The following is a 23,624-nucleotide window of genomic DNA, read 5'->3' on the forward strand; positions in this document are numbered from 1 at the left end:
AAGGATAATCCCGTGTTAGACGAAGCCCTGTTTCAAGCGCTGGCTGAAGTATATGACCCCGAGTTGCGCAAACCCATCACCGAATTGGGAATGGTCGAATCTGCGCAAGTTCAGGGTTCCTTAGCTCAGGTTTCAATCCTGCTGACCATAGAGGGGTGCCCGCTTCGCTCCACCATCGAGACAGAGGTACGCCAGGCTGCCCTGGGTTTAGATGGAATAGAGCAGGTAGAAGTCTCTGTGGGCTTTATGAGCCTCGAGCAACGCTCGGCATTGCGGTCTTCACTGGGTCATACTAAAACCAATCCTTTCGCTGTCAAAGAATCATTGACGCGCGTTTTTGCCGTCGTCTCGGGCAAAGGCGGGGTAGGTAAATCCTCCATGACCGCCAATCTTGCCGCTGCTTTTGCCGCGCAGGGGCTCAGCGTGGGTATTGTAGACGCCGATGTTCACGGCTTCTCGATTCCTGGTCTCATGGGTATTACTCAACCACCCACCCGAATGGACGATATGATTCTCCCGCCGGTCGTTGAGGTACCTTCGTCTGCCTCCCCCGTTTCAGACGGGACAGCAGAAACTCACGGGTTTGTGAAAGTTATTTCCATCGGCATGTTTATCGAAGGAAATCAGCCTGTAGCGTGGCGAGGCCCCATGCTCCACCGCGCATTAGAGCAGTTTCTCACCGACGTCCATTTTGGTGATTTGGATGTGTTGTTACTCGATCTACCGCCCGGCACCGGAGATATTGCGATTTCGATGGCGCAACTTCTCCCTCATGCCGAGTTGCTTCTTGTTTCTACGCCTCAGCATGCAGCAGTGGAAGTTGCAGAACGAGCCGGTACCCTCAGCTTGCAAACCGAACAAAAAGTTGCCGGTGTGATTGAAAATATGGCAGCTATGCGAATGCCAGATGGTTCGTTGCTAGAAATTTTTGGCTCGGGCGGCGGAGAACAACTCTCTGATCGACTCACCGACGCATTGGGATACGACGTGCCGCTTCTAGGTTCTATCCCCCTAGAAACCGACGTGCGAACCGGCGGCGATGAGGGAATGCCCATCGTCTGGGGCGCGCCAGAGACCGAAGCAGCGCAGACTATTTCCCATATTGCAGAAGAACTTGCCCACCGGGGTCGCGGGCTCGCAGGAAGACCCCTGCCCCTAAACTTTTCTTAGGTAGCGTCGGTATCAAAAGGGGCATAAGCGCCACGCGGTAGACGGCGAAGGTTCTGTTCAACCGGCTGGTTCAGCGCCATCTGCTCTTCAGCACGAGCTGCTCGCTCGGCGTCGTCCTCAGCTAATGCCTCACGCACAATCGTGCGAGGGTCGTACTGGCGAGGATCATACTGTTTCCAGTTGAAATCCCCCAGCGGATTTTCTCCCATGGTTTCTTTAAGGTCATCTCGCGCTTCAAACGCGATACCTCGAACCCATTTCACGCCTTCTTTAAGCTTTTGGGCGTATTCAGGCATGCGTTGAGGACCGATCACCACCAAAGCGAGGATGATCAGTATCAAAAATTCCATACCGTTGATACCTAACACATATGGAAGATTACCAGTAAAACCTGAAGAACACTGAAAATTTGAGGGGGTTCTATATGATGAACACAGCAGGGTTTTGTGGATGAGGTGGAACAAACAGTGTTTTCAAAGGACGAAATAAGACCTGACCGGAACAGCATTTGGGCTTTTATCGAGGAATTTCCCGAGGAGAGCTCAGATATTACGGACGCCCGGAAAGCCGCCCGAGAACTCGGAGTGCAGCCGGTCAGCGCCCATACGGCTGATTTGTTGCGGGTTTTGGCGGCGTCTACTCATGCTCAAAATATCTTAGAGGTGGGAACCGGCACGGGGGTCTCTACTTTGGCGTTGCTTCAGGGCATGGAACCGGGGTCTGCCCTGACCACCTTAGATATTGATAATTCTCGCCTGCAGCGAGCTCGGTTAGTTATTCAGAATTCTTCACACGGCAGAAAACACCGAGTACGCACCATCTGCGGCGATACCGCCGAAGTTCTCCCCCGGCTCTCTCAAGGATCCTACGATCTTGCTTTTGTAGATACATCCGTAGAATCTGCAGAGTATTCGGTACTTTCTTGTCTCTCACTCATCAAATCGGGCGGGTTACTCATCATGCACAATGCTCTCAACCAAGGGCTAGTAGCTCAACCTACCGCTCGGGATCCGCAGACCGTTGTGCACCGTCGTCTGCTTCAAGAAATCCAAGAATGCACTCACGATGTGTTCGTTTCATTGGTTCACTCCAACCTGGGTTTGTATTTGGTCTACAAACGCTAGCAAGTAATATTTCCCAATGTCCCCTGAGAATACTCAGGTTAGTGTAAGAATAAATTTTATCGGTATAGGTAACCTTTCGTTAACTATCTGATGGAGCCTGCAGGCTCCTCTCCCCTAACACTCTTTCGCACTGAGGACTTTCGATGAAGAAAACTCTCCCCCTGCTTGCTCTTGCGCTGGTTTCTCTGACCGGTTGCGTCAATATCAACAACGCTGCTCCCGAGGAGTCAGCCTCAAGCTCTCCCAGCGCCTCCCCCAGTTCAGCCGTCACAAGTTCGACAACGGCTGCGCCAGCGTCGTCGAGTAAAGCACCGGAATCGCCATCGAGCTCTCCCTCCGAGACGCCGGTTCATGCGATGCCTGAGAAGACGCAAAATGCCTCCAAAACATCTTTTGCAGGAACGACCGCAAAAGGAAATGATATTTCCTTCTATATGCTTCCTGCGTTCGACCAGGACACCATGAATGGAATGATGCGCAGCACTGGTCTGTCGGGCTCGTGGGCTTCACTGTGCTCGTCCTCTGCTACCCAGCAACAACTCACGGAAACCGCAGTGAACACCGTTTCATCCAGTGGTTCGGTACACACATGGATGTCCTTCAAATATGCGGCGCCTTATCTGGACGTCATGACCGAGTCCCAGAGCCAACTACTAGAGCAAAAACTGGTTGATGGCCCCGCCGAGGGCACAAACTTGACCTGTATACCGGTGATTACCCAACAAGTCTCAGCTTCATTGCAGGGGTATCCCTCCGCTACCGTGGGTCAGTATGTAGGTAGCCAAAATCTGGTTAATACCGTTGAAATCTATTAATACCTAGCACCTCGTTGCCCCATAAAAAGTGCCCTGCCGATTCTTCGGCAGGGCACTTTTTATGGCTGATTAGCTAAAATCTTCGAGGCACTTTTTCAGAGCTTCAATCTCATCGGTCGAAATTTCCAGGACGAGACGTCCGCCGCCCTCAATAGGAATCTTCATGTTGATGCCACGTCCTTCGCGAACGATTTCAAGTGGCCCTTCGCCCGTGCGTGGTTTTTGTGCGGCCATACTCAATCTCCTTGTTATAAGTCCACGTTCGGGGAACCGAGTGGGATCAATTCTGTGATATGCCCCATGATAACCCGGAATAATCGTCAGATTTTGTACATCAGCTGGGAAAAATGTCGTTTTCTAGGCTTAGGGCGGATAGTCTCCGCCTGTGGGAAGCTGTTTCCAGTGCCAGAGCCAGCCAACCCACCCGAACTGAAGAGCGGCACCACCGAGCACCAAAAGCATCCGATACGCTCGATCAGCTGAAACCGCCACCGTCACCAGCGCTAGTGGGAACAGGGGTAACAGCATTCTAAAAAGCGAACTCTGCGGGTTAAGGAAAAGCACCAGATACGCCGCGTAGCACGCACACCACATGATGAGGACGGGGTGAAGAGTTCTGCGGATGAGACGGGAGCTGAGCAAGACGATAAAGCCAATGAGGAGAACAATGAAAAGTATTGGCCCTGCCGCCCCAAAATATTCGGTACTCTGCTTAAACCAGGGCGCCACTAAGTAAAGATCGCTACCCCGCCACGCTGTTTCGGTGGCCGTATAAGCATCTACTCGCCCCGTCCTGATCCAAGCGATAAGGGGCCAGAGCAAGGCAATCCCGCAGATTAACAGGGCAGAAATAAGCTGCGAAGCATGCTGAGCGAAGGACTTACTCCAACCCAGCGGCGCACCCGGTTGATCTGCGCCGGTGTGCATACCGCGGGCGTCGATAATCCACGCGATAAGCCAGAGCAGACCGGCTGTTGCTCCCAGAGGCACCCCTACAGGGCGAGAAAAACATGCAGGAATGGCGAGGAGCACTGCCCACCAGAATTTGCGATTCATCAGCGCTAAGAGTACCGCTGCTACGAACAATAGATTCAAAGATTCGGCGTAGGCGACCTGTAAGACCGGGGAAATAGGGGCGAAAGAAAATACCGCTACTCCCCAAAGAGCCATAGATTCTACGCTGGACGGTTCGCTGAGAACCGCCGAGACACGCCCCGCTCTCAACGTGCGTAAAGAAGTCTCGAACAGACGATATATCAGGCACGCTGCTCCAAAGCCACTCACTAAGGAAACGGCGGCAGCAACTGGCGGATAGCTCACTCCCAAGAGATTCATCAGAGCAGAATTTACCAATGGATAGAGCGGGTAGAACGCCCACGGGTTCTCTGCAACGGTGCCGGTAGGAGTCAGCGGAAGCTGAGTAGGATAGCCAGTCTCAGCAATCTTGCGATACCAGTCGGCATCCCAAATATTAACAAAGCTGAGGTAGTCCATGGGTTGGTCGCTCCACGGACTATATTTTTCCTGTTTCCCGACGACAGTAAAAAGCACCCAGCCAAAAACACGGCTGACGGCAAAGATAATGAGTACCTGCACATAAATATTTGCGCTGCGGAAGGCCTTCTGATAATTTTCCCATGCCATCATGACCCGCAACGAAAGTGCATCTCTTTGTCTAAGCATGGTGGTGTTTTTCTTCCAGCTGACTCCGCAAACGAGTATTTTCCTCAGCCAGCAACGTCAGCGCCTGGTCTACCTCATCTGGATTGTACCCGCGCCACGACGTCGAAAATCGTTGCCTCTTTACCTCAGCGACTGTAGGGCGCGACGATAAAACCAAAGGCATTTCAAGATCAGACTCGGGAGCTATTCCATCATTCGATATATGATTCAACACATTTCGAGCAGGAAAAATCCGGTCAGAACCCAAGAGGGCAATACTCACCATCGTTAGAGCCAGAACTATAAAAGTTATGAAAACCAGTACATAATTCACCGATCAATTCCCTCACATTTTCTGCATTACCGTCATATCCTCACCACCATATTGCATGAAAATGAATATTTTCTTTGCGTTCTGTAACACAGTGGTAACGCAGTTCACTGTAAGGTGTTCCTTGTACCTATCACACACCGCGCCCATCTTCGAATAACGATGCAGGGCACGGCTCACACATCCCTCAGGAGGAACCCTCGTGAATGAAGCGTTGGTTCAGCTGAAGTCCGTTAACAAACATTACGGATCTCTGCATGTACTCAAGGACATCAATCTGGAAGTAGGCAAGGGCGAAGTTATTATTCTGCTCGGTCCCTCAGGTTCCGGTAAATCTACTCTGTGCCGCACTATCAACCGTCTCGAAACCATCGATTCCGGTTCGATTTCCATTGACGGCAAAATACTCCCTGAAGAAGGCAAAGAACTCGCAAATTTGCGTGCCGAAGTGGGAATGGTTTTCCAGTCATTCAATCTCTTTGCCCATAAGTCAATTCTCGACAACGTGACGCTGGGACCCCGCAAGGTTCGCGGGCTCTCAAAAGCCGAAGCTGAAGAAGAAGCAATGGCTTTGCTCCGCAAAGTGGGCGTGGATTCCCAGGCTCAGAAAATGCCCGCGCAGCTCTCCGGCGGTCAGCAACAGCGTGTAGCTATTGCACGCGCTCTCGCTATGCGCCCCAAGGTCATGCTCTTTGACGAACCAACCTCCGCGCTTGACCCCGAAATGGTCAATGAAGTGCTGGACACCATGGTCAACCTGGCACGCGAAGGCATGACCATGATTGTGGTGACCCACGAAATGGGCTTCGCCCGTCGTGCAGCAGACCGCATTGTCTTCCTTGCCAACGGCGAAATCGTTGAGCAGGCTACACCCGATGAGTTCTTCTCCAACCCCAAGTCAGACCGCGCCAAGGACTTCCTCGGCAAGATTCTCAACCACTAAGGAGTATCACATGGCTCTGATGAAGAATCTGAAGAAGAAAAGCCTGGTAGCTATGGCGCTGGCAGCTACAGCCACCTTGGCTTTTTCAGGATGTGCTTCTACCGATGATTCGGGCGATAAAATCCGCATTGGTATTAAGTACGATCAGCCAGGTTTGGGCTACCAGGACGGTAAGAATTACACCGGTTTCGACACCGACGTCGCCCGCTATGTAGCCAACGAGCTCGGTTACCCTGAAGATCGAATTGAATGGGTCGAAGCGCCTTCTGCTAACCGTGAGAACATGCTTTCAAACGGTCAGGTAGACATGATTTTTGCTACCTATTCCATCTCCAATACCCGTTTGAAGACCATCGACTTTGCCGGCCCCTACTTTGTAGCCGGTCAGGACTTGCTGGTACAGAAGGACAACACCGACATCACCGGCCCCGATTCGCTCAACGGCAAGGATCTCTGCTCTGTCACCGGCTCAACCTCAGCCAAAAAGATTCAGGACAAGTTCGCCTCCAACGTGCAGCTCGTTCAACAGAATTCTTACTCTGACTGCGTAGTTGCTCTTAACGCTGGCATGGTCGATGCAGTGACCACCGACGACATCATCCTCGCCGGTCTGGGAGCTACCAAAGCGAACAAAGGCGAGCTCAAGCTCGTGGGCAATACCTTCACCACCGAAAAATACGGTGTGGGTCTACCCAAGGGTTCTGATAAGTGCAAAGACATTAACACCGCCATCAACAAAATGGTTGAAACCGGCGAATGGGAAAAAGCACTGGAAAAGAACGTCGGCGACTCCGGGTTCAAATTTAACAAAGAGCTCAACCCGCCCAAACTTGGCGATACCTGCGCTCAACCCACTGAAGACAAAAAATAAACAACAATACTTTTAGAATTGGAGGCTCCCGTGTCATTCGGCGAACAGCTCTCCACGCTCTTTGATACCTATAACGTGCTGGGCGCGTTCTGGGTGAATGTTCAGCTCACTTTCTGGGCAGCTATAGGTTCTTTCATCATTGGTTCGGTTCTTGCGCTTATGCGCATTTCTCCGGTGCCGTCGTTGCAGTTTATTGGCACCGCGTACGTGCATATTTTCCGCAACACCCCGCTGACCATTTTGATGACCATGGCAATTTTGGGCGTGTGGACTCAGTTCCAGCTTCAGCTGGTATCTGACTTCAAAGCAAACTTCTTTATCTACGCTGTGATTGTGTTGGCAATCTACCACGCAGCTTTCGTGTGTGAGGCAATCCGCTCGGGTATCAATACCGTACCGGTTGGTCAGGCGGAAGCAGCTCGTGCCATTGGACTAGGGTTCTTCCCTGCCGCACGTCATATCATTTTCCCCCAGGCGCTTCGTGGTTCAATTACCCCCTTGGGCAACACCCTGATCGCACTGGCAAAGAACACCACCGTAGCTACCGTGGCTTCGGTTGCTGAAGCATCGGGAATGATGAAATCAATGATTGAGTTCAACTCGGATCTCATCTTCGTCATCTTCTTGATTTTCGCCATGGGCTTCGTCGTCATTGTCGTGCCCATTGGTATTCTGACCACCTGGGCATCTCGTAAATTGGCGGTGAAACGATGAGTTCGTCTGTACTTTTTGACGCGCCCGGCCCCCGAGGCCGCGCCCTCACACGTACTTTCAATGTGATTGCCCTGATTCTTTTCTTGGCATTCATTGCTTACGTCTTGGTGATTATGCACCGCCAGGGCCAGCTAGAGGCTGAAAAATGGGCGGCGCTTTTCACAGCCCGCGCTTGGGAGTATTACTTCATCCCAGGTCTGATTTCGACCCTCAAAGCAGCACTTCTTTCCGTCATTACCTCACTGATTTTTGGTATGGCATTTGGCTACATGCGCCTGTCGACTTCAGCACCCGTCCTGTGGTTTGCCACCGTGGTCGTTGAATTCTTCCGTGCAGTCCCCGTGCTGATTATGATGATTTTCTTCTGGCTGTTCTTGGGAAAGCTTGCGCTTTTCTCGCCCCAGCAGCTGCCGTTCATCGCCGTCGTTATTGGTCTAACCCTCTACAACGGTTCAGTGATTGCTGAGCTCTTGCGCTCTGGTGTGAAGCAGCTACCGAAGGGCCAGGGTGAGGCAGGCCTTGCTATCGGTTTGACCCCTGGCAAGGTTCTGCGATCCATCCTGATGCCTCAGGCAATGGTGACCATGCTTCCTTCATTGGTCAGCCAGTTCGTGGTGATTTTGAAGGATACCGCTTTGGGTTACATCATCTCCTATCCCGAGCTGCTGGCTTCTGCCCGCCGCTTTGGTTCCGGTGAAGGTAATATTTTGCAGACCCTCGTGTTGGTAGCGGTCATGTTCATCGTTATCAACTTTGCGCTAACGATGCTCGCCACTTGGCTCTCGGGATTCCTCTCCTCACGCTCCTCAACCGGTGTGAAGAAGGCAGACGGTATCCCCGGCGAAATCGACAACCCGAACCCCGCAACTATTGCGATGTTCAAGTTGCCTAAAAACTAAATAAGCAGAGACTTTTCCCTCAGCAAAATGCCCCGTGCAGATTTCTCTGCACGGGGCATTTTTGTAATGAGTCTAGGCGGTAAGCCAGTTTTTCAGCTGCTCATAGGTTCGCTGAATATCTGAAGCTTTCACATGTTCATTATCGGAGTGGGCTAAAAGGGCATCTCCGGGGCCGAAGTTCACCGCAGAGATACCAATTTCTGAGAAGCGCGCCACGTCCGTCCACCCGTATTTAGGTTTGGGCTCTTGCCCCACCGATTCAATGAGCGACCGACTCATTGGTGCGTCCAGCCCCGGGCGTGCAGCAGAGGACTGATCTACAAAATCGAGGTCATACCCTGCGAATACTTCTTCAACGTGTGCAATCGCCTCATCTAACGTTTTGTTGGGTGCGAACCGGTAATTGATATGGACGGATGCCTCGTCGGGAATCACGTTTCCTGCTACCCCACCTGAGATTTCTACTGCGCTCAGTCCCTCGCGGAAGGCGAGCCCTTCGACGTCGTAGGTCTGCGACTCATAGTTGGAAAGGCGAGTCAGAATATCAGCCAACTGGTGAATCGCGTTCTTACCTTTCCAAGCCCTGCCAGAGTGCGCCCGTAAGCCCTGGGTATGAATCCAAAAACGCATGGTGCCGTTGCACCCACCCTCGATGGTGCCGTCTGTAGGTTCTAGCAGGACGGCGAAATCCGCGTCAGTGAGCTTCTCTGCATGGTTGCGCATGAGCCTACCTAGCCCAGATAGTTCCGAAGACACTTCTTCATGGTCGTAGAATACGTAGGTGATGTCATAGGCAGAATCAGTCAGGTGGGCTGCTAAGGCTAGTTGAACCGCCACCCCGCCTTTCATATCGGTAGCTCCGCGCCCAAAGAGAACTCGCTCCCCTGTTTCTTCTTTCCATACTGAAGGAACGGTACCTTCAGAACCTTCTACAGCAGGCAGCGGCACGGTGTCGAGATGTCCGGCAAGTACCACGCGTTTATCTTTGCCGAAATCAGTACGAGCGATAATGGAATCGCCATCGCGGGTAATCTCCAAGTTTTCCAGGTTGGTCAGCGCAGTTTCGACGGCGTCTGCCAGCCGTTTTTCTTCGCCCGAAACGGAGTAAATATCGAGAAGATCAGCGGTCAGCTGCGCGACGTCCTGATGGATATCAAGCTCCGCAGGCCCGAATTTTTTGAATTGTTCAGCAGTGTATTCTTTGAGGCTCATAGAAAATACTTTACAGTTTTTGGTTTCTTCGCCATTGTTTAGTCTCACATCATGCGAAGGGAGTGCACGAATTTGAGCTTCCCCTTAAGCTGGTTCTATGACTGAAAATAATTCACGTTCCGCCTCTGGCTTGGGGCTTGCTACAGTAGTTGCCTCTGACGAGAATGCTGGAACCGTACTGGACACTTGGTTTCCCAACCCTGTCTTGGGCGCGAAAGCTGATGAATCTGCTCGCGCTCAGCTTGAAGAGCTAGTGGGTGAAGAAGCAGATCGCAATATCCGCACCGAAGTTGTTTCGAAGACTATTGATTTGAATGCTGCTCCTGCAGATGCCTCGGATGCCTACCTACGCCTGCATCTCCTTTCCTGGTGTTTGGTAGAGCCAAACACTCTTAACCTGGACGGCCTTTTTGGCAAGCTCACCAATGTTGCCTGGACTAACTATGGCCCGGTTCTTGCCTCTGAGATCAACGCTCTACTTCCAGGGCTCCGCAAGCGTGGTCACGTTTCTATTTCACACGTGGACAAATTTCCCCGCATGATTGATTATGTTGTTCCTGCCGGCGTGCGAATTGGCGACGCCGACCGCGTGCGCTTGGGTGCCCACCTGGCGTCGGGCACCACCGTGATGCACGAGGGTTTCGTGAACTTCAACGCTGGAACCCGCGGCACCTCTATGGTTGAGGGGCGCATCTCTCAGGGCGTTATCGTGGGCGATGGCTCTGACGTCGGCGGTGGCGCATCCACTATGGGCACGCTGTCCGGTGGCGGTACAGAACGAGTTTCTATTGGTGAACGTTCCCTCATCGGCGCTGAAGCCGGCGTCGGAATCGCTATTGGTGACGACTGCGTGGTCGAAGCCGGTTTGTATATCACCGCTGGCACCCGCGTTAGCGTTTTACAGGAGGGGCAAGAACCTCGGGTAGTCAAGGCTCGCACTCTTTCAGGTGTCTCAAATCTTCTGTTCCGTCGCAATTCAGAATCCGGTCGGGTTGAAGCTCTCCCCCGCGCCAACAACACGGTGGAACTCAACGACGCTCTGCACGCCAACTAATCAGGAAACGGTTTGTAGGACTTTCTGGGTTGAGCCGCTGATGATTTGTGGTGGATTGACCCGGTAAAGTGGTTCTCAAAACCATTTAAGGGAGAAATATGAAGATTATGGTTACCGGCGGTGCCGGATACATTGGTTCGCACACCGTTTTAGAGTTGCTCAATGCAGGGCATGAAGTTGTTGTCATGGACAACCTTGCTAACTCTTCTGAGGAATCGCTCCGCCGAGTCGCAGAGCTTACTGGTAAAGAGGCAAAGTTCCACAAGGTTGATTTGCTCGATGCGGAAGGCATGAAAGATCTCTTTGTTGAAGAGAAGCCCGAAGCGGTAATCCACTTCGCGGGTCTGAAAGCTGTCGGCGAATCCGCGTCCATACCACTGTGGTACTACCGCACGAACGTCACCGGTACTCTGAACCTGCTGGCAGCGATGGAGGCCGCTGATTGCAAGTCCATCGTATTCTCATCCTCGGCAACCGTATACGGCGAGCCTGAAGAGATGCCTTTGACCGAGAAGATTAACATGGACGCGCAGTCCTGCTACGGTCGCACCAAAGAGCACATTGAAGATATCTTGCGTGACCTAGGCGCTTCAGATTCCTCGTGGAATATCGCGCTTCTGCGCTACTTCAACCCCGTGGGCGCACACGAATCAGGTCGTATTGGCGAGGACCCCTCGGGTATTCCTAACAACCTTGTGCCATTCATCGCTCAGGTTGCTGTAGGACGTCGCGAGTTCCTCAGTGTCTTCGGCAACGATTACCCCACGGTAGACGGCACCGGCGTTCGCGACTACATTCACGTAGTTGATCTTGCAGATGGCCATCTGAAAGCTTTGGATTTCATCGCGAAGAACGGTGGCTTGCACACCTGGAACCTGGGTACCGGCAACGGTTACTCGGTTCTGGAAGTTCTGCACGCTTTCGAAGAAGCCTGTGGCAAGGAGCTCCCCTATAAAATTGTGGAGCGCCGCCCCGGCGACGTCGCGGTTTCCTACGCTGATCCTTCTTCTGCTCTGGCAGATTTGGGCTGGTCAGCACAGCGTGACATCAAGACCATGGTTCGCGATCACTGGAACTGGCAGAAGAGCAACCCCAACGGTTACGAAGCCTAAAGGTTTTTAGAGCCAAACAAAAAGTACACTTTTAGCTCTATCCGTACAAGCTAACGCTTGTATTGATGAGCTAAAAGTGTACTTTTTTATTCGTTTTGAAGGCTATTTAGCACCCGGGTAGTGGCGCAGTCCTTCACCAATGTAAACCTGTCGGGGGCGTCCAATCTTGGTTTCAGGGTCTTGAATCATTTCGCGCCACTGAGCAATCCAGCCGGGCATTCGCCCCAGGGCGAAGAGAACAGTGAACATTTCTTCAGGGAAGCCCATCGCCTTGTAGATCATGCCGGTATAGAAGTCCACGTTGGGGTACAGCTTACGCTCGATGAAGTAATCATCCGCCAAAGCCTTTTCTTCCAGGCGGCGCGCGATGTCCAGTAGCTCGTTATTGCCACCCATCTGTTCGAGAACCTCATCAGCGGTCTTCTTAATGATGCGAGCGCGCGGATCGTAGTTCTTGTAGACGCGGTGGCCAAAGCCCATCAGGCGGATGCCGTCTTCTTTGTTCTTGACCTTTTCCATAAACTGCTCAGGCTCAATTCCTTCAGCCTGAATCTTACGGAGCATGTTCAGAACAGCTTCGTTGGCACCACCGTGTAGGGGACCATAGAGAGCGTTAATGCCCGCAGAGATTGAAGTGAAGATGTTCGCGTGAGCCGAACCCACCAAGCGTACGGTGGATGCCGAGCAGTTCTGCTCGTGATCAGCGTGCAGAAGCAAGAGGGTATCGAGTGCCTTCGCCATCACAGGGTCAACTTCGTATTCCTCGGTGGGGAAACCGAAGCACATCTGCAACAGATTCTCTGCATAGTTAAGCTTGTTCTGGGGGTACATGAACGGCTCGCCCTTAGACTTCTTGAAAGCATAAGCGGCAAGGGTGGGTACCTTGGAGAGCAAGCGGAAAGTAGAGATTTCTACCTGGCGGTCATCAAAAGGATCCAGCGAGTCAGAATAGAAGGTCGACATAGCAGAGACTGATGCAGCCAGCACGGCCATGGGGTGCGCGTCGCGGGGGAAACCGTCGAAGAACGTCTTGAAATCCTCGTGCACCATAGTATGGCGGCGAATCATGGTTTCAAATTCTTCGTATTCTGATGCAGAGGGAAGGTTTCCGTAAATCAGCAGATATGCGGTTTCAACAAAGTTTGATTTCTCTGCCAGTTCGTCGATGGGGTAACCGCGGTAGCGCAGAATACCTTCATCGCCGTCGATGTAGGTGATTGCTGATTTTGCGTTGGCGGTGTTCATGAACCCGGGGTCGTAGGCAACGCGCCCGGTTTCTTTGAGCAAACCGGCGGCGTTAAACGCACCGTTGCCTTCCGTTGAGTCAATGTGCTCAAGGGTAAGTTTTTTCTCTCCGTAGGAGAGTTCAGCGTCTTTGGCGTTAGTCATAAAAATTTTCCTCCGTGTGTTGGAGCAAATATTTGCTCCGCTTACTGCGTTGAGCGCGCCACCGGGGTGGGTGCAAGATATGCAATAGGCGGAGTAAACAAATGATCTTGGTTATAGGTTACTCGGATTCATGTCCACGGTCACATCGATAAAGTGTTTCTGACATGATTTCACGCTGTTTGACCCAATATGAAGCGATTATTCGCTCAAACGCTGTGCTGCGGCGGTGATATCTGCATCACTTCCAGTGAGCGCAATACGTACGAATCCTTCGCCTTGCTCGCCGTAGAACACGCCGGGGCCAATCAATATGCCCTTTTCTGCGAAACGGTCAACGGTGCGCCAGGTGTCCTCTTCCGCCGTCGCCCAGAGGTAAAGCCCCGCTTCTGAGTGCTCAACTTTTAGACCAAATTTTTCCACTGCAGGTAGGAGAAGTTCGCGACGTCGTCGGTAGCGATCCTTCTGCTCCTGGACGTGCGTATCGTCAGAAAGTGCTGCCACCATTGCCGCTTGGATGGGTGCAGGAACAATCATTCCCGCGTGCTTACGAGAATTAATCAGATTAGGCATAATCGCGGGATCGCCCGCGATGAAAGCCGCTCGATAGCCTGCCAAATTAGACTGTTTGGAGAGCGAATAAACACTGAACAGGAGATCCTGAGTTCCGCCACTGATTTCCGGGTCAAGGATGGAAGGCACAGGCTTACCGCCCTGTTGCACATCCCATTCGCCCCAGCCTAGCTCGGCATAGCATTCATCCGATGCCACTACTGCGCCCAGTGCTCGCGCCTGGTCCACTAGATTTTTGAGGTCCTTGGTATGGCGCACAATGCCGGTGGGGTTTGCCGGTGAATTGACCCAGATGAGTTTTACTCGCGAGCGGGTTTCTTCATCTAAATCTTCCAGATGGTCCGCCGCTACATGGCCTGCCCCTGCCAGCTGAGCACCAATATCGTAGGTAGGGTAGGCAACGGTCGGTCGCATGACGACGTCGCCCTCCCCCAGCCCCAATAGGAAAGGCAACCATGCCACCAGTTCTTTGGAACCTACCGTAGGCATGACCTGCTCTACCGAAAGACCGGGCACGTTGCGTCGTCGAGCAAACCAATTCACGATTGCCTGACGAACTTCTACAGTGCCCTGTGTAGTCGGATAGCCATGAGCATCAGTTGCAGCAGCTAATGCTTTACCAATCGTTTCAGGGGTGGGATCTACCGGCGTGCCAATGGACAGATTGACTAATCCATCTGGATGTTTCTCAGCCTTCGCTTTATAGGGGGCCATGCGGTCCCAGGGATAATCGGGCAGTTCAAGACCAAAGCTCACAGTGGTGTCCTAACGTGGGGAATCTTGTCACTTATTCTAGGTGTTCTGGGATCAAATCTCCGATTTTATGACGGCAACGAGCCACTGCACTAAGTTGTCAGCTAAAAGACGAGCACCCTCGCTGTTCCGCATTTCACCTGGAACAACTCCATCTAAAAAAACTCCCCACAGCTTTAGCTGTAGGGAGTTCTCGCCATGAAATTTAGCTCTGATTCTGCTTGGGCAAAGCTGCAATCCAGTCGACATCTTTGCCGGTATTGCCCAGGCGAGCCGCGCCACCGGGCGAACCGAGATCGTCAAAGAAATCGACGTTTGCCTGAGTGTACTCTTCCCACTGCTCGGGAACGTCGTCCTCATAGTAAATTGCTTCTACGGGGCATACGGGTTCACACGCGCCGCAGTCTACGCATTCATCAGGGTGAATGTAGAGGGTGCGTTCACCCTCGTAGATGCAGTCAACGGGGCATTCCTCAACGCAAGCGCGGTCTTTGACATCAACGCAAGGCTGGGCAATAACGTAAGTCATGCGGTGGGCCTTTCTGGGCAAGTGAGCTACGCACGTAAAGAATCAGTGTGCGCTTTGAAACCTTATTCAATGGTAGCCCTGAACAACATCAGGTAAATAGTTTAGTGGTGTAGCTGACAGCAGAAAACCGGGGATGGGCTCAGCTTATCTGTGCGCTCGATACCGCAAACGGTTCACCCAGACGTTAGAAACGATAGTCGCGGCTAAAGAACCAAGCATCCACATAGTTCCCGCGACCCCCACCGGTACCGCCGGATTGACGAGCACCAAAATCGAATGGGACTTGGCGAATGCAAAGAGGGCAACCACCAAGAAAGTAATAATCCCTACCAGCGAGCCAGCCCAGTTTCTTCCGGCGCGAAGGGAATTCCAAGTGGCCGCAGAGAACACCAAAATGAGTGCCACCAACGCGCCCCAGGGAATGTAAAAGGATTCATTAATGTACCAAATGGACGCATGATACATCGTCCCAATGAAACCTACGAGCAGCCCCAAAGCGATACCTGTCAGTACAGAATTCCCTACGCTGGGATGAATATCAGCGTTCCGGCTGGAGAGAGGACCGTTACCGCCCAGCGAATTAAGTTCCATCGTGTGTTCTGGAACCTTGCTCTGCAAGAGGCGGTAGGTTTCCCGCGCAGAAATCTTTTGCGGTACAAGGTTGGAATACTGAAAAGTCTCATCATCCACCACAATGATTTGTGTACGATGCGCTTGCATAGCAGCACGTTTGCGCATCAGCGAACCCTGGATAACAGCCTGCTGGCGGGTATCTGCTGGATCAGCTTCGCCTTCCAGTCCCCAGACCAACAGTGGTTCGGCGTCCGAACCAGCTACCATTTCAAGCGCCTTTATGCTCGCCTCATAGGTCCGCAAATGATCGGGATGGCCGTAACCACCACCGTGATCGTAAGTCACCACTACGTGCGGGCGGCGTGCACGAATCACCGCAGCAATTCCTGACGCTTCTTCTTCTAGATTTAGCGCTGTCAAGCAGTCTCGGGCGGCGTCTGGGTTAGCGGCAGCGCGACCGTCAGCACCCCACACCATGCCCGAATCTCGGAAAAATTTCCGCCCGCCCGGAACAGCGGCGACGTCCTGCCCCAGAAAAAAGTGACGATCTACGCCGAGGGCAACGAGCGCCTGAGCCAGCTCTTGCGCGCGATACTCTCCCAGCGCTGCCCCAAAATCTGTGGTGCCCGGGTGCGCGGCTTCAAGATGTTTGAGGTCCTCAGGAATTACCTCACCCATCTCGCCACGCGTGAGAGTCAGCAAATCTACTTGAGCGCCCTCTTCAGCGAGTGCACCCATAGTGGCGCCGGTAGACGTCGATTCGTCATCCGGATGCGCGTGAATAAATAAGACGCGAGCATTCTGCGCATCTACTCCCGCAGGCAAAAGAGAATACACCGCGTGAGCAGCCACAAAATTACCCTGTTCAGGGTAATAAGGCTGATTCTCTGGAACCGCCGGCTGCTGCGGCGCTGACTGACTCGTCAAAAGATACTCCTGAAAGAAGACCAACATAAAACTCAGGGGACCACCTTACGGCAGTCCCCTGAAAGTTTACCGGCTCAAAGAGCCAGCTAAGTGATTAGGCACGGTGACGGCGGCGGTACTCGCGCACGCGCTCGTTAGCGTCCAACGTAACCTTGCGGATACGGATAGCTTCGGGAGTAACCTCAACGCACTCGTCTTCACGAGCGAATTCTAGGGACTCTTCCAAAGTGAGCTTCTTGGGAGGAGTAAGGTTTTCGAAGTTATCTGCAGAAGCACTACGCATGTTAGTGAGCTTCTTTTCCTTGGTGATGTTAACTTCCATGTCATCTGCACGGGAGTTCTCGCCAACGATCATGCCTTCGTAAACCTCAGTCGTGGGTTCCACGAAGAACGAACCGCGTTCCTGCAGGTTAATCATGGCGTAAGGAGTCACAACACCGGCACGGTCAGCTACCAGTGAGCCGTTGGTGCGGTATTCGATGTCGCCTGCCCACGGCTCGTAGCCGATGGAGTAGGACGACGAGATGCCTGCGCCACGAGTATCAGTCAAGAACTGAGTGCGGAAACCAATCAGGCCACGTGCGGGCACATCAAATTCCATGCGAACCCAGCCGGTGCCGTTGTTGGTCATACCGGACATGCGGCCCTTACGACCAGCAAGCAACTGAGTTACAGCGCCGAGGTACTCTTCGGGAACGTCAATAATGAGATGTTCCATAGGTTCGTGAATCTTGCCGTCAATAGTCTTGGTCACTACCTGAGGCTTACCTACGGTGAGCTCGAAGCCTTCACGGCGCATCTGCTCCACTAAAATAGCCAAAGCAAGTTCGCCACGACCCTGAACTTCCCAAGCGTCTGGGCGCTGGGTGGGAAGAACCTTCAGAGAAACGTTACCGATGAGTTCTTTGTCCAGGCGATCTTTCACCTGACGAGCGGTTACCTTCGCGCCCTTAACACGACCTGCAAGAGGTGAGGTGTTAATACCAATGGTCATAGAGATCGCGGGATCGTCCACAGTAATCAAAGGCAGCGGCTTGGGGTTCTCGGGGTCAGTCAAAGTTTCACCAATGGTGATGTCTTCGATACCCGCAACTGCCACGATTTCACCGGGGCCAGCTGATTCAGCAGGAACGCGCTCAAGTGCCTTGGTTGCCAGAAGTTCGGAGATACGAACGTTCTTGGTCTGACCGTCCTGGCGTACCCACGCTACGGTCTGGCCCTTGCGCAAGGTGCCGTTGAAAATACGGAGCAGTGCAAGACGACCGAGGAAGGGTGAGGAGTCAAGGTTAGTAACGTGCGCCTGCAAAACCTCATCGGGGTTATAAGTAGGGGCAGGAACGTGCTCAAGAATGGTCTGGAACAGGGGCTCCAGATCATCATTATCGGGCAGGGCACCGTCAGCAGGCTGGTTCAAGGATGCCGCACCAGCTTTACCTGATGCGTACACAACGGGAACGTCCAAGAGGGCGTCGACGTCAAGGTCGGGAACCTCATCTGCGAGGTCAGAGCCCAAGCCCAGAAGAAGGTCCATGGTCTCGCCAACGACTTCTTCAATACGAGCGTCGGGGCGGTCAACCTTGTTGACCACGAGGATAACGGGGAGTTTTGCTGCAAGTGCCTTACGGAGCACGAAGCGAGTCTGAGGAAGGGGGCCTTCCGATGCGTCAACAAGCAGAACGACGCCATCAACCATGGAAAGACCGCGCTCAACCTCGCCACCGAAGTCGGCGTGGCCGGGAGTATCGATCACGTTAATGGTGATTGCTTCACCATTGGCCGAGGGACCTTCATAAAACACTGTGGTGTTCTTTGCCAGGATGGTAATACCTTTTTCTTTTTCAAGGTCGCCCGAGTCCATGACACGATCTTCAACGTCTCCGTGAGTGGAGAAAGCGTTGGTCTGCTTTAGCATTGCGTCAACGATGGTGGTCTTACCGTGGTCAACGTGCGCCACGATTGCTACGTTGCGCAAATCGCTACGTGAAGCTGTGTTTTCTGACATGCGTATAAATCTCGCTTAAGTCTAGGGAGTGTTACTGCCCAATAACCCGGATTCTGTGCATAGGAAATGAGCACTCGCGGGTGAGGGCTTGCTAGCAACTATACGCGTTAGAACGCTAAAACAAGGTAATGCGGTGATGAACCTCCCAATAATTCTTTAACCTAGGAGATATAGCAAAGCGGTGCATCTCCTGCCACAACTGGCGATGAGATGCACCGCTTATTTGCGCTCTATAGCCTGACACAGCGGCGGCAAGCAATCCTTCTCGTATGGGTTCGCTGGCGCTCACTGATGCGATTCATGCCAGGCCCAGCCAGCTTGCCGTCCGCTGTGCCACGCTAAGGCGCCACTTAAACAGCTACTTATCCCAGGGTCCGTTACTGGCTGATTCAGAAATAGAAGAGTTTTCTTTGAGTTCTTGAATGGCAGCCGAGTTTGCTTGAACTTGGTAGGCAACTTCGTCCACGGTGGAAGCAACTGCGGATTCAACCCGTTCATCGAGTTTTTCGTTGACGGCGAGGTTAACCTTTCGCTCGACCTTGGCGTCCACTGCTTCTTCAACTGCTTCATCCACTGCTGTTGCCAGACGGCGGTCCACACCGGAAGCAACCATCTCATCAACCTGTTCACCAAGATTATCGCGTAGCTCAAGAGCAATTTCTTCACGAGCATTACGACGCTGAGCGCGGATAAAGAGCTTGTGTTCAAAGCTCAGTGCCTTGTAGAGCGATACACACATCATCAGAATGACGAGGGAGAACGGGATTGCCGTCAAAATCGCTACCGTCTGGATAGCTGACAGGGAATCTGTGCCGCCTGCCCAGATCAGGGCGATTGCTGTAAAGGCAGCAACCAAGCACCAGAACACGCGAATCCATGTCTTGGGTTCGGGTGAACCGTTGGTGGAAATCATGCCCAGAACCAGCGCGCCAGAGTCAGCGGAGGTTACGAAGAATACGGTAATCAAAATTACCGCGCCGATGGTGAGGATGACGCCACCAGGCAGGTTGCCCAGCATATGGAAGAGGGCATTTTCAGCGGTTACGCTGCCGTCTTCGTTGCGCAAAGCCACATCGCCGAAGAGCTCCTGGTGAAGTGCAGTACCGCCCATCACAGCGAACCAGAAGAAGGAAGTAAACGCGGGAACAAGCAGTACGCCGACGACGAATTCACGGACCGAACGACCCTTAGAAACGCGCGCAATGAACATGCCTACGAAGGGCGACCATGAAATCCACCAGCCCCAGTAGAAGGTGGTCCAGGTTGCCTGGAATTTCTGACCTTCGTCCCCATACATTGCCAGGGTATCGAAGGTCATGTAAATAACGTTCTGGAAGTAGTGCCCCAGTGAACCGATGAATTCGCGGAGCAAGAAGATGGTGGGACCAACTGCTAGAACGAAAAGACAAACAATAGCTGCAAGAATCAAGTTGCCGTTGGAGAGCCATTTCATGCCCTTTTCAAGACCGGTTACCACCGAGAAAAGTGTGATGCCCATGAGAACCAAGATGATTCCGGTCAGCCAGAGGTTGCCCTCTGCAGGGATGTTCAGAAAACCCAGACCAGCGGCAATCTGCATCACACCCAGGCCCAGGGAGGTCGCCACACCAAAGAGAGTTCCTACCAGAGCGACGATATCAATAACGTCGCCCCATTTACCCTTGACTCGATCCCCCAGCAGTGGTTTCAGCGAGTAACGGATAGATAGGGGTAGCTTCAGACGGTGCGTAGCGTAGGCAATAGCCAAACCAACGATCACATAGATCGCCCAGGGGTGCAGACCCCAGTGTAGGTAAGACTGACTCATTGCTTCTTGAGCAACCTGCTCAGGAGTTCCATCGACCCCGGGGCGCGGGGAAACGAAGTGCATCAGCGGTTCAGTTGCACCGTAGAAAACTAGACCAATACCCATACCTGCTGCGAAGAGGAACGCGAACCAGGTTCGGAACGAGTAGGCGGGTTTGTCGTCATCGCTACCGAGCTTGATATCGCCCATGCGGGAAAAACCCAGGTAGAGCGCAAAGACTACAAAGAAGGCAACGATGGCAACGTAGTACCAGCCAAAATATGAGATGACGTCTGACTGCAGAGCGTCAAAAATACCTTTTGCTTTTTGGGGAAAAGCCAAGGTGAGGCCAATAAAAATAGCCATGATAATAGCAGCTGGCCAGAAAACGCGGGGTGCAAGTGTACCCTCGCGCATATTTTCTTCTGCCTGTGCGTCAATATCGCCGTGACGGATATCAGGGGCATCGCCCGGCGGAGCAGCATGTGAATGTGCCATAGAAAATACCTTATGAATCTAGTTACGTACCAATAAAATGTGATGTGTTGTTGGGCGTAATTCCGCCCAAGAATGACATTAGCCTTATCTAACGTAACGAAATTGACGGCGTATTACCAGATTGAAGTAAGCAAGCTGAGAGAAATCACAAGAGAGTCTTGGGTTCTTCATTTAGGGGGAACCGGCAACCAGGGGCAGCTGGAGGCAAGCTGGCTGGGTCTGGCGTGAATCGCCTTTGCGAGCGCTAGCGAGACAGGCGAGAGGGATCGTTTGCCGAGGCTGCCCCTGGTGGTAGGAGTAACCCGGAGAATAAACCTGCCTGTCATCTTGTGCTAGAGCTGGCATCGTTGGCACACGAGTGGGAAAATTAAGCCATGACTAAAAATATTGTTGATCCCACGACCACATCCGCTTGGGCTGAGTTAAATGAGCACAGCAAGAATCTCAAGCCTGATCTGCGCGGTTGGTTTGCAGAAGATTCTAAGCGTGCAGAACGCTTCACATTCGAGGCTGCAGATTTGCTCGTTGACCTCTCGAAGAACCTCATCAACACCGAAATTCTCGAATCGCTGAAGAAACTTGCAGCCGAGGTTAAGCTCGATGAACGCCGTGCGGCGATGTTCTCCGGTGAACATATCAACGTGACCGAAGATCGCGCTGTACTGCATACTGCGCTGCGCCGTCCCTCTGATATTTCCCCAGAACTTCAGGTAGATGGTCAGAACGTTGATGCCGATGTGCAAGAAGTACTCGGTCGTATGTATGATTTCGCCGACCGCGTGCGCTCCGGTGAGTGGACCGGTATCACCGGCAAGAAGATTGAAACCGTAGTGAATATCGGTATTGGTGGCTCAGACTTGGGTCCGGTCATGGTCTACGAAGCTCTCAAGCCCTACGCGCAGGACGGCCTAGAAGCACGCTTTATCTCTAATATCGACCCCACCGACGCCGCAGAGACCGTAGCTGATTTGGACCCCGAAACCACGCTCTTCATTGTGGCTTCAAAGACCTTCGGAACGCTAGAGACTCTCACCAACGCCCGAGTGTGCCGTCAGTGGCTTCTCGATTCCCTCCGCGAGAACGGTGCGCTCGAGGGTAAAGAAGAAAACGACGCTGTAGCGTCCCACTTTATTGCCGTTTCCACCGCACTCGATAAGGTCAAGGACTTCGGCATCGACCCCGAGAACGCTTTTGGTTTCTGGAACTGGGTAGGCGGTCGCTACTCCGTCGACTCAGCCATCGGTACTTCTCTGGCGATTGTGCTGGGTCCCGACGTCTTTGAAGAATTCCTCGCTGGCTTTCACGCCATGGACGAGCACTTCCGCACCGCATCTCTTGAAGAAAATGTTCCAGCGCTCATGGGTCTGCTGAATATTTGGAACGTCAACTTCCTCGGCGCTGAAACGCACGCGGTACTCCCCTATGACCAGTACCTGCACCGCTTCCCTGCCTACCTACAGCAGCTCACCATGGAATCCAACGGCAAGGGAGTCACCGCCGAAGGTAAACCGGTTATCTACAACACCGGTGAAGTTTTCTGGGGAGAACCCGGCACCAACGGTCAGCATGCCTTCTACCAGCTCATCCACCAGGGAACTCGCATCATCCCTGCCGACTTCATTGCGTTCGCCAACCCGGTACACGCCACCAAAGACGGCGACCAGGACGTTCACGAGCTTTTCCTGGCAAACTTCTTTGCCCAGACGAAAGCACTAGCCTTTGGCAAAACCGCAGATGAGGTTCGCGCCGAAGGCACCGATGAAGCAATCGTTCCCGCCCGCGTCTTTACGGGCAACCGCCCGACGACGTCCATCATGGCGTCCAAGCTCACGCCTTCCGTGCTGGGGCAGCTCATTGCACTCTACGAACACATCACCTTCGTACAGGGCGTTGTGTGGGGTATCGACTCCTTCGACCAGTGGGGCGTGGAACTCGGCAAGCAGCTCGCTCAACAGCTAGCACCTGCTGTAGCGGGAAACCGTGAAGTTCTCGCTGAACAAGATTCTTCCACTCAGAACCTCATCGGTTTCTACCTCAATCAACGTAAGTAGAAGTCTTCACGGTATACGCCTGGCGCCCCGTCACAGCCTCGGCTGTGACGGGGCTGCCCGCGGCAGTATTGTAAAAGGCGTGGCTTAGATAAGCGACCGGTCATCGATGCCGGTCACTTTTCGTATCTACAACTTCAGCCTCAAAACTTACGGACGGTTAAAGTCTTGCGGGCCGTCGTAGCTCAACCCGTTATGCGATGCCGGCATCATGCACATCACCAAGGGCACTATGCCTATCCCGATGAAATTTAATAGCCACAGAGCGCCAGGGAAGCCGGCGTCCTGCAACCTACGCCAGCCCAGGGAAAGCGTCATCAGAGTGAAGGTAATTCCCAGCGCAAAAACCAAAAAGGCGTAGACCAAGAAATAAATCAGGACAAAACTAGCGAAAGCAGAACCTGGTTGTGAGCCCATATTAAAAACAATCGCTATCCAACCGATATAACCCGCGATAAGAGGCAGGATGCACACCGCTACCCACAGTCCCCAGGGCTTCCAAAATTCGCTCCGGGAGGCTCGTCCGCTGAAATGCCACAGGTACCTTTTGTTGTTGCGCATAGCTTGTTTGAAGGACACCGACGGACGCGGCTGCGGAACATACGAGTAAGGCGTCGGTGGCGGAAAGTGGTTCTGAGTCAT

General features: G+C 52.9%; 22 protein-coding genes. 10 read left to right on the forward strand and 12 right to left on the reverse strand.

Features of this window, described 5'->3' with window-relative positions; translation table 11 throughout:
- Positions 1 to 12: 12 nt before the first annotated feature.
- Positions 13 to 1,170: a P-loop NTPase gene (locus A7E48_RS07080; RefSeq protein WP_233126021.1), complete on the forward strand. Its 1,158-nt coding sequence runs from the start codon at positions 13 to 15 to the stop codon at positions 1,168 to 1,170.
- Here the strand turns inward: A7E48_RS07080 and A7E48_RS07085 are convergent.
- Positions 1,167 to 1,538: a preprotein translocase subunit TatA gene (locus A7E48_RS07085; RefSeq protein ID WP_068171410.1), complete on the reverse strand. Its 372-nt coding sequence runs from the start codon at positions 1,536 to 1,538 to the stop codon at positions 1,167 to 1,169. The genes A7E48_RS07080 and A7E48_RS07085 overlap by 4 nt on opposite strands.
- Positions 1,539 to 1,637: 99 nt before the next feature.
- Between A7E48_RS07085 and A7E48_RS07090 the strand changes: the two genes are divergently transcribed.
- Entirely contained in the window at positions 1,638 to 2,294 is a 657-nt protein-coding gene (locus tag A7E48_RS07090; protein WP_068171413.1) for an O-methyltransferase, read from the forward strand.
- Between the two features lie 143 nt (positions 2,295 to 2,437).
- On the forward strand, positions 2,438 to 3,109 hold the full coding sequence (locus A7E48_RS07095) for a hypothetical protein (protein ID WP_068171415.1): 672 nt from the start codon (positions 2,438 to 2,440) through the stop codon (positions 3,107 to 3,109).
- A gap of 69 nt (positions 3,110 to 3,178) precedes the next feature.
- Here the strand turns inward: A7E48_RS07095 and A7E48_RS07100 are convergent, their stop codons facing one another.
- The 3 genes from A7E48_RS07100 to A7E48_RS07110 form a co-directional block, all read right to left on the reverse strand.
- Positions 3,179 to 3,343: a DUF3117 domain-containing protein gene (locus tag A7E48_RS07100; protein ID WP_068171418.1), complete on the reverse strand. Its 165-nt coding sequence runs from the start codon at positions 3,341 to 3,343 to the stop codon at positions 3,179 to 3,181.
- Between the two features lie 129 nt (positions 3,344 to 3,472).
- A complete protein-coding gene (locus tag A7E48_RS07105; RefSeq protein WP_233126022.1) occupies positions 3,473 to 4,792 on the reverse strand; it encodes a hypothetical protein in 1,320 nt (439 codons plus the stop codon).
- Positions 4,785 to 5,105, reverse strand: a complete 321-nt coding sequence (locus A7E48_RS07110) for a DivIVA domain-containing protein (protein ID WP_068171423.1) — start codon at positions 5,103 to 5,105, stop codon at positions 4,785 to 4,787. The genes A7E48_RS07105 and A7E48_RS07110 overlap by 8 nt, the downstream gene beginning before the upstream one ends.
- 211 nt (positions 5,106 to 5,316) lie before the next feature.
- Here A7E48_RS07110 and A7E48_RS07115 point away from each other — a divergent pair, with 211 nt between their 5' ends.
- The 4 genes from A7E48_RS07115 to A7E48_RS07130 are packed head-to-tail and all read left to right on the forward strand — an operon-like array spanning position 5,317 to position 8,529.
- Entirely contained in the window at positions 5,317 to 6,045 is a 729-nt protein-coding gene (locus tag A7E48_RS07115; RefSeq protein WP_158004409.1) for an amino acid ABC transporter ATP-binding protein, read from the forward strand.
- Between the two features lie 19 nt (positions 6,046 to 6,064).
- Positions 6,065 to 6,916 (forward strand): glutamate ABC transporter substrate-binding protein, encoded by an 852-nt coding sequence (locus A7E48_RS07120; RefSeq protein ID WP_068171489.1) that lies wholly within the window; start codon positions 6,065 to 6,067, stop codon positions 6,914 to 6,916.
- Between the two features lie 30 nt (positions 6,917 to 6,946).
- Positions 6,947 to 7,630, forward strand: a complete 684-nt coding sequence (locus A7E48_RS07125; RefSeq protein WP_068171431.1) for an amino acid ABC transporter permease — start codon at positions 6,947 to 6,949, stop codon at positions 7,628 to 7,630.
- Complete coding sequence (locus A7E48_RS07130; RefSeq protein ID WP_068171434.1) at positions 7,627 to 8,529, forward strand: amino acid ABC transporter permease; 903 nt, start codon at positions 7,627 to 7,629, stop codon at positions 8,527 to 8,529. Before A7E48_RS07125 ends, A7E48_RS07130 begins: the two co-directional genes overlap by 4 nt.
- 72 nt (positions 8,530 to 8,601) lie before the next feature.
- Here the strand turns inward: A7E48_RS07130 and dapE are convergent, their stop codons facing one another.
- Positions 8,602 to 9,741 (reverse strand): succinyl-diaminopimelate desuccinylase, encoded by a 1,140-nt coding sequence (gene dapE / locus A7E48_RS07135; RefSeq protein ID WP_068171436.1) that lies wholly within the window; start codon positions 9,739 to 9,741, stop codon positions 8,602 to 8,604.
- A gap of 97 nt (positions 9,742 to 9,838) precedes the next feature.
- On the opposite strand from dapE, the gene dapD reads away from it, so the two are divergent.
- Both dapD and galE read left to right on the forward strand, forming a co-directional pair.
- The gene (gene dapD, locus A7E48_RS07140; RefSeq protein WP_068171439.1) at positions 9,839 to 10,795 is read left to right on the forward strand and encodes a 2,3,4,5-tetrahydropyridine-2,6-dicarboxylate N-succinyltransferase; all 957 of its coding nucleotides are present in this window, start codon (positions 9,839 to 9,841) and stop codon (positions 10,793 to 10,795) included.
- 98 nt (positions 10,796 to 10,893) lie between these two features.
- The gene (gene galE / locus A7E48_RS07145; protein WP_068171442.1) at positions 10,894 to 11,907 is read left to right on the forward strand and encodes a UDP-glucose 4-epimerase GalE; all 1,014 of its coding nucleotides are present in this window, start codon (positions 10,894 to 10,896) and stop codon (positions 11,905 to 11,907) included.
- A 102-nt stretch (positions 11,908 to 12,009) separates the two neighbouring features.
- Here the strand turns inward: galE and A7E48_RS07150 are convergent, their stop codons facing one another.
- From A7E48_RS07150 to A7E48_RS07175, 6 genes are all read right to left on the reverse strand, one after another.
- On the reverse strand, positions 12,010 to 13,296 hold the full coding sequence (locus A7E48_RS07150) for a citrate synthase (protein ID WP_068171446.1): 1,287 nt from the start codon (positions 13,294 to 13,296) through the stop codon (positions 12,010 to 12,012).
- 198 nt (positions 13,297 to 13,494) lie between these two features.
- On the reverse strand, positions 13,495 to 14,622 hold the full coding sequence (gene dapC / locus A7E48_RS07155) for a succinyldiaminopimelate transaminase (protein ID WP_083147268.1): 1,128 nt from the start codon (positions 14,620 to 14,622) through the stop codon (positions 13,495 to 13,497).
- Between the two features lie 202 nt (positions 14,623 to 14,824).
- A complete protein-coding gene (fdxA, locus tag A7E48_RS07160) occupies positions 14,825 to 15,148 on the reverse strand; it encodes a ferredoxin (protein WP_068171450.1) in 324 nt (107 codons plus the stop codon).
- 144 nt (positions 15,149 to 15,292) lie between these two features.
- A complete protein-coding gene (locus A7E48_RS07165; protein ID WP_233126023.1) occupies positions 15,293 to 16,648 on the reverse strand; it encodes a PIG-L family deacetylase in 1,356 nt (451 codons plus the stop codon).
- 94 nt (positions 16,649 to 16,742) lie between these two features.
- Positions 16,743 to 18,650, reverse strand: coding sequence for a translational GTPase TypA (typA, locus tag A7E48_RS07170; RefSeq protein WP_068171455.1), 1,908 nt, complete (start codon positions 18,648 to 18,650; stop codon positions 16,743 to 16,745).
- 358 nt (positions 18,651 to 19,008) lie between these two features.
- A complete protein-coding gene (locus A7E48_RS07175; protein ID WP_068171457.1) occupies positions 19,009 to 20,934 on the reverse strand; it encodes a BCCT family transporter in 1,926 nt (641 codons plus the stop codon).
- A gap of 374 nt (positions 20,935 to 21,308) precedes the next feature.
- On the opposite strand from A7E48_RS07175, the gene pgi reads away from it, so the two are divergent.
- Positions 21,309 to 22,985: a glucose-6-phosphate isomerase gene (gene pgi, locus A7E48_RS07180; protein WP_068171460.1), complete on the forward strand. Its 1,677-nt coding sequence runs from the start codon at positions 21,309 to 21,311 to the stop codon at positions 22,983 to 22,985.
- Between the two features lie 147 nt (positions 22,986 to 23,132).
- Here pgi and A7E48_RS07185 read toward each other — a convergent pair whose 3' ends face one another.
- Positions 23,133 to 23,624 carry a DUF805 domain-containing protein gene (locus tag A7E48_RS07185; RefSeq protein ID WP_068171462.1) on the reverse strand — a complete coding sequence of 164 codons (492 nt, stop codon included), beginning with the start codon at positions 23,622 to 23,624 and terminating at the stop codon, positions 23,133 to 23,135.

It is taken from the genome of Rothia sp. ND6WE1A, from assembly GCF_001683935.1.
Taxonomy (GTDB): domain Bacteria; phylum Actinomycetota; class Actinomycetes; order Actinomycetales; family Micrococcaceae; genus Rothia; species Rothia amarae.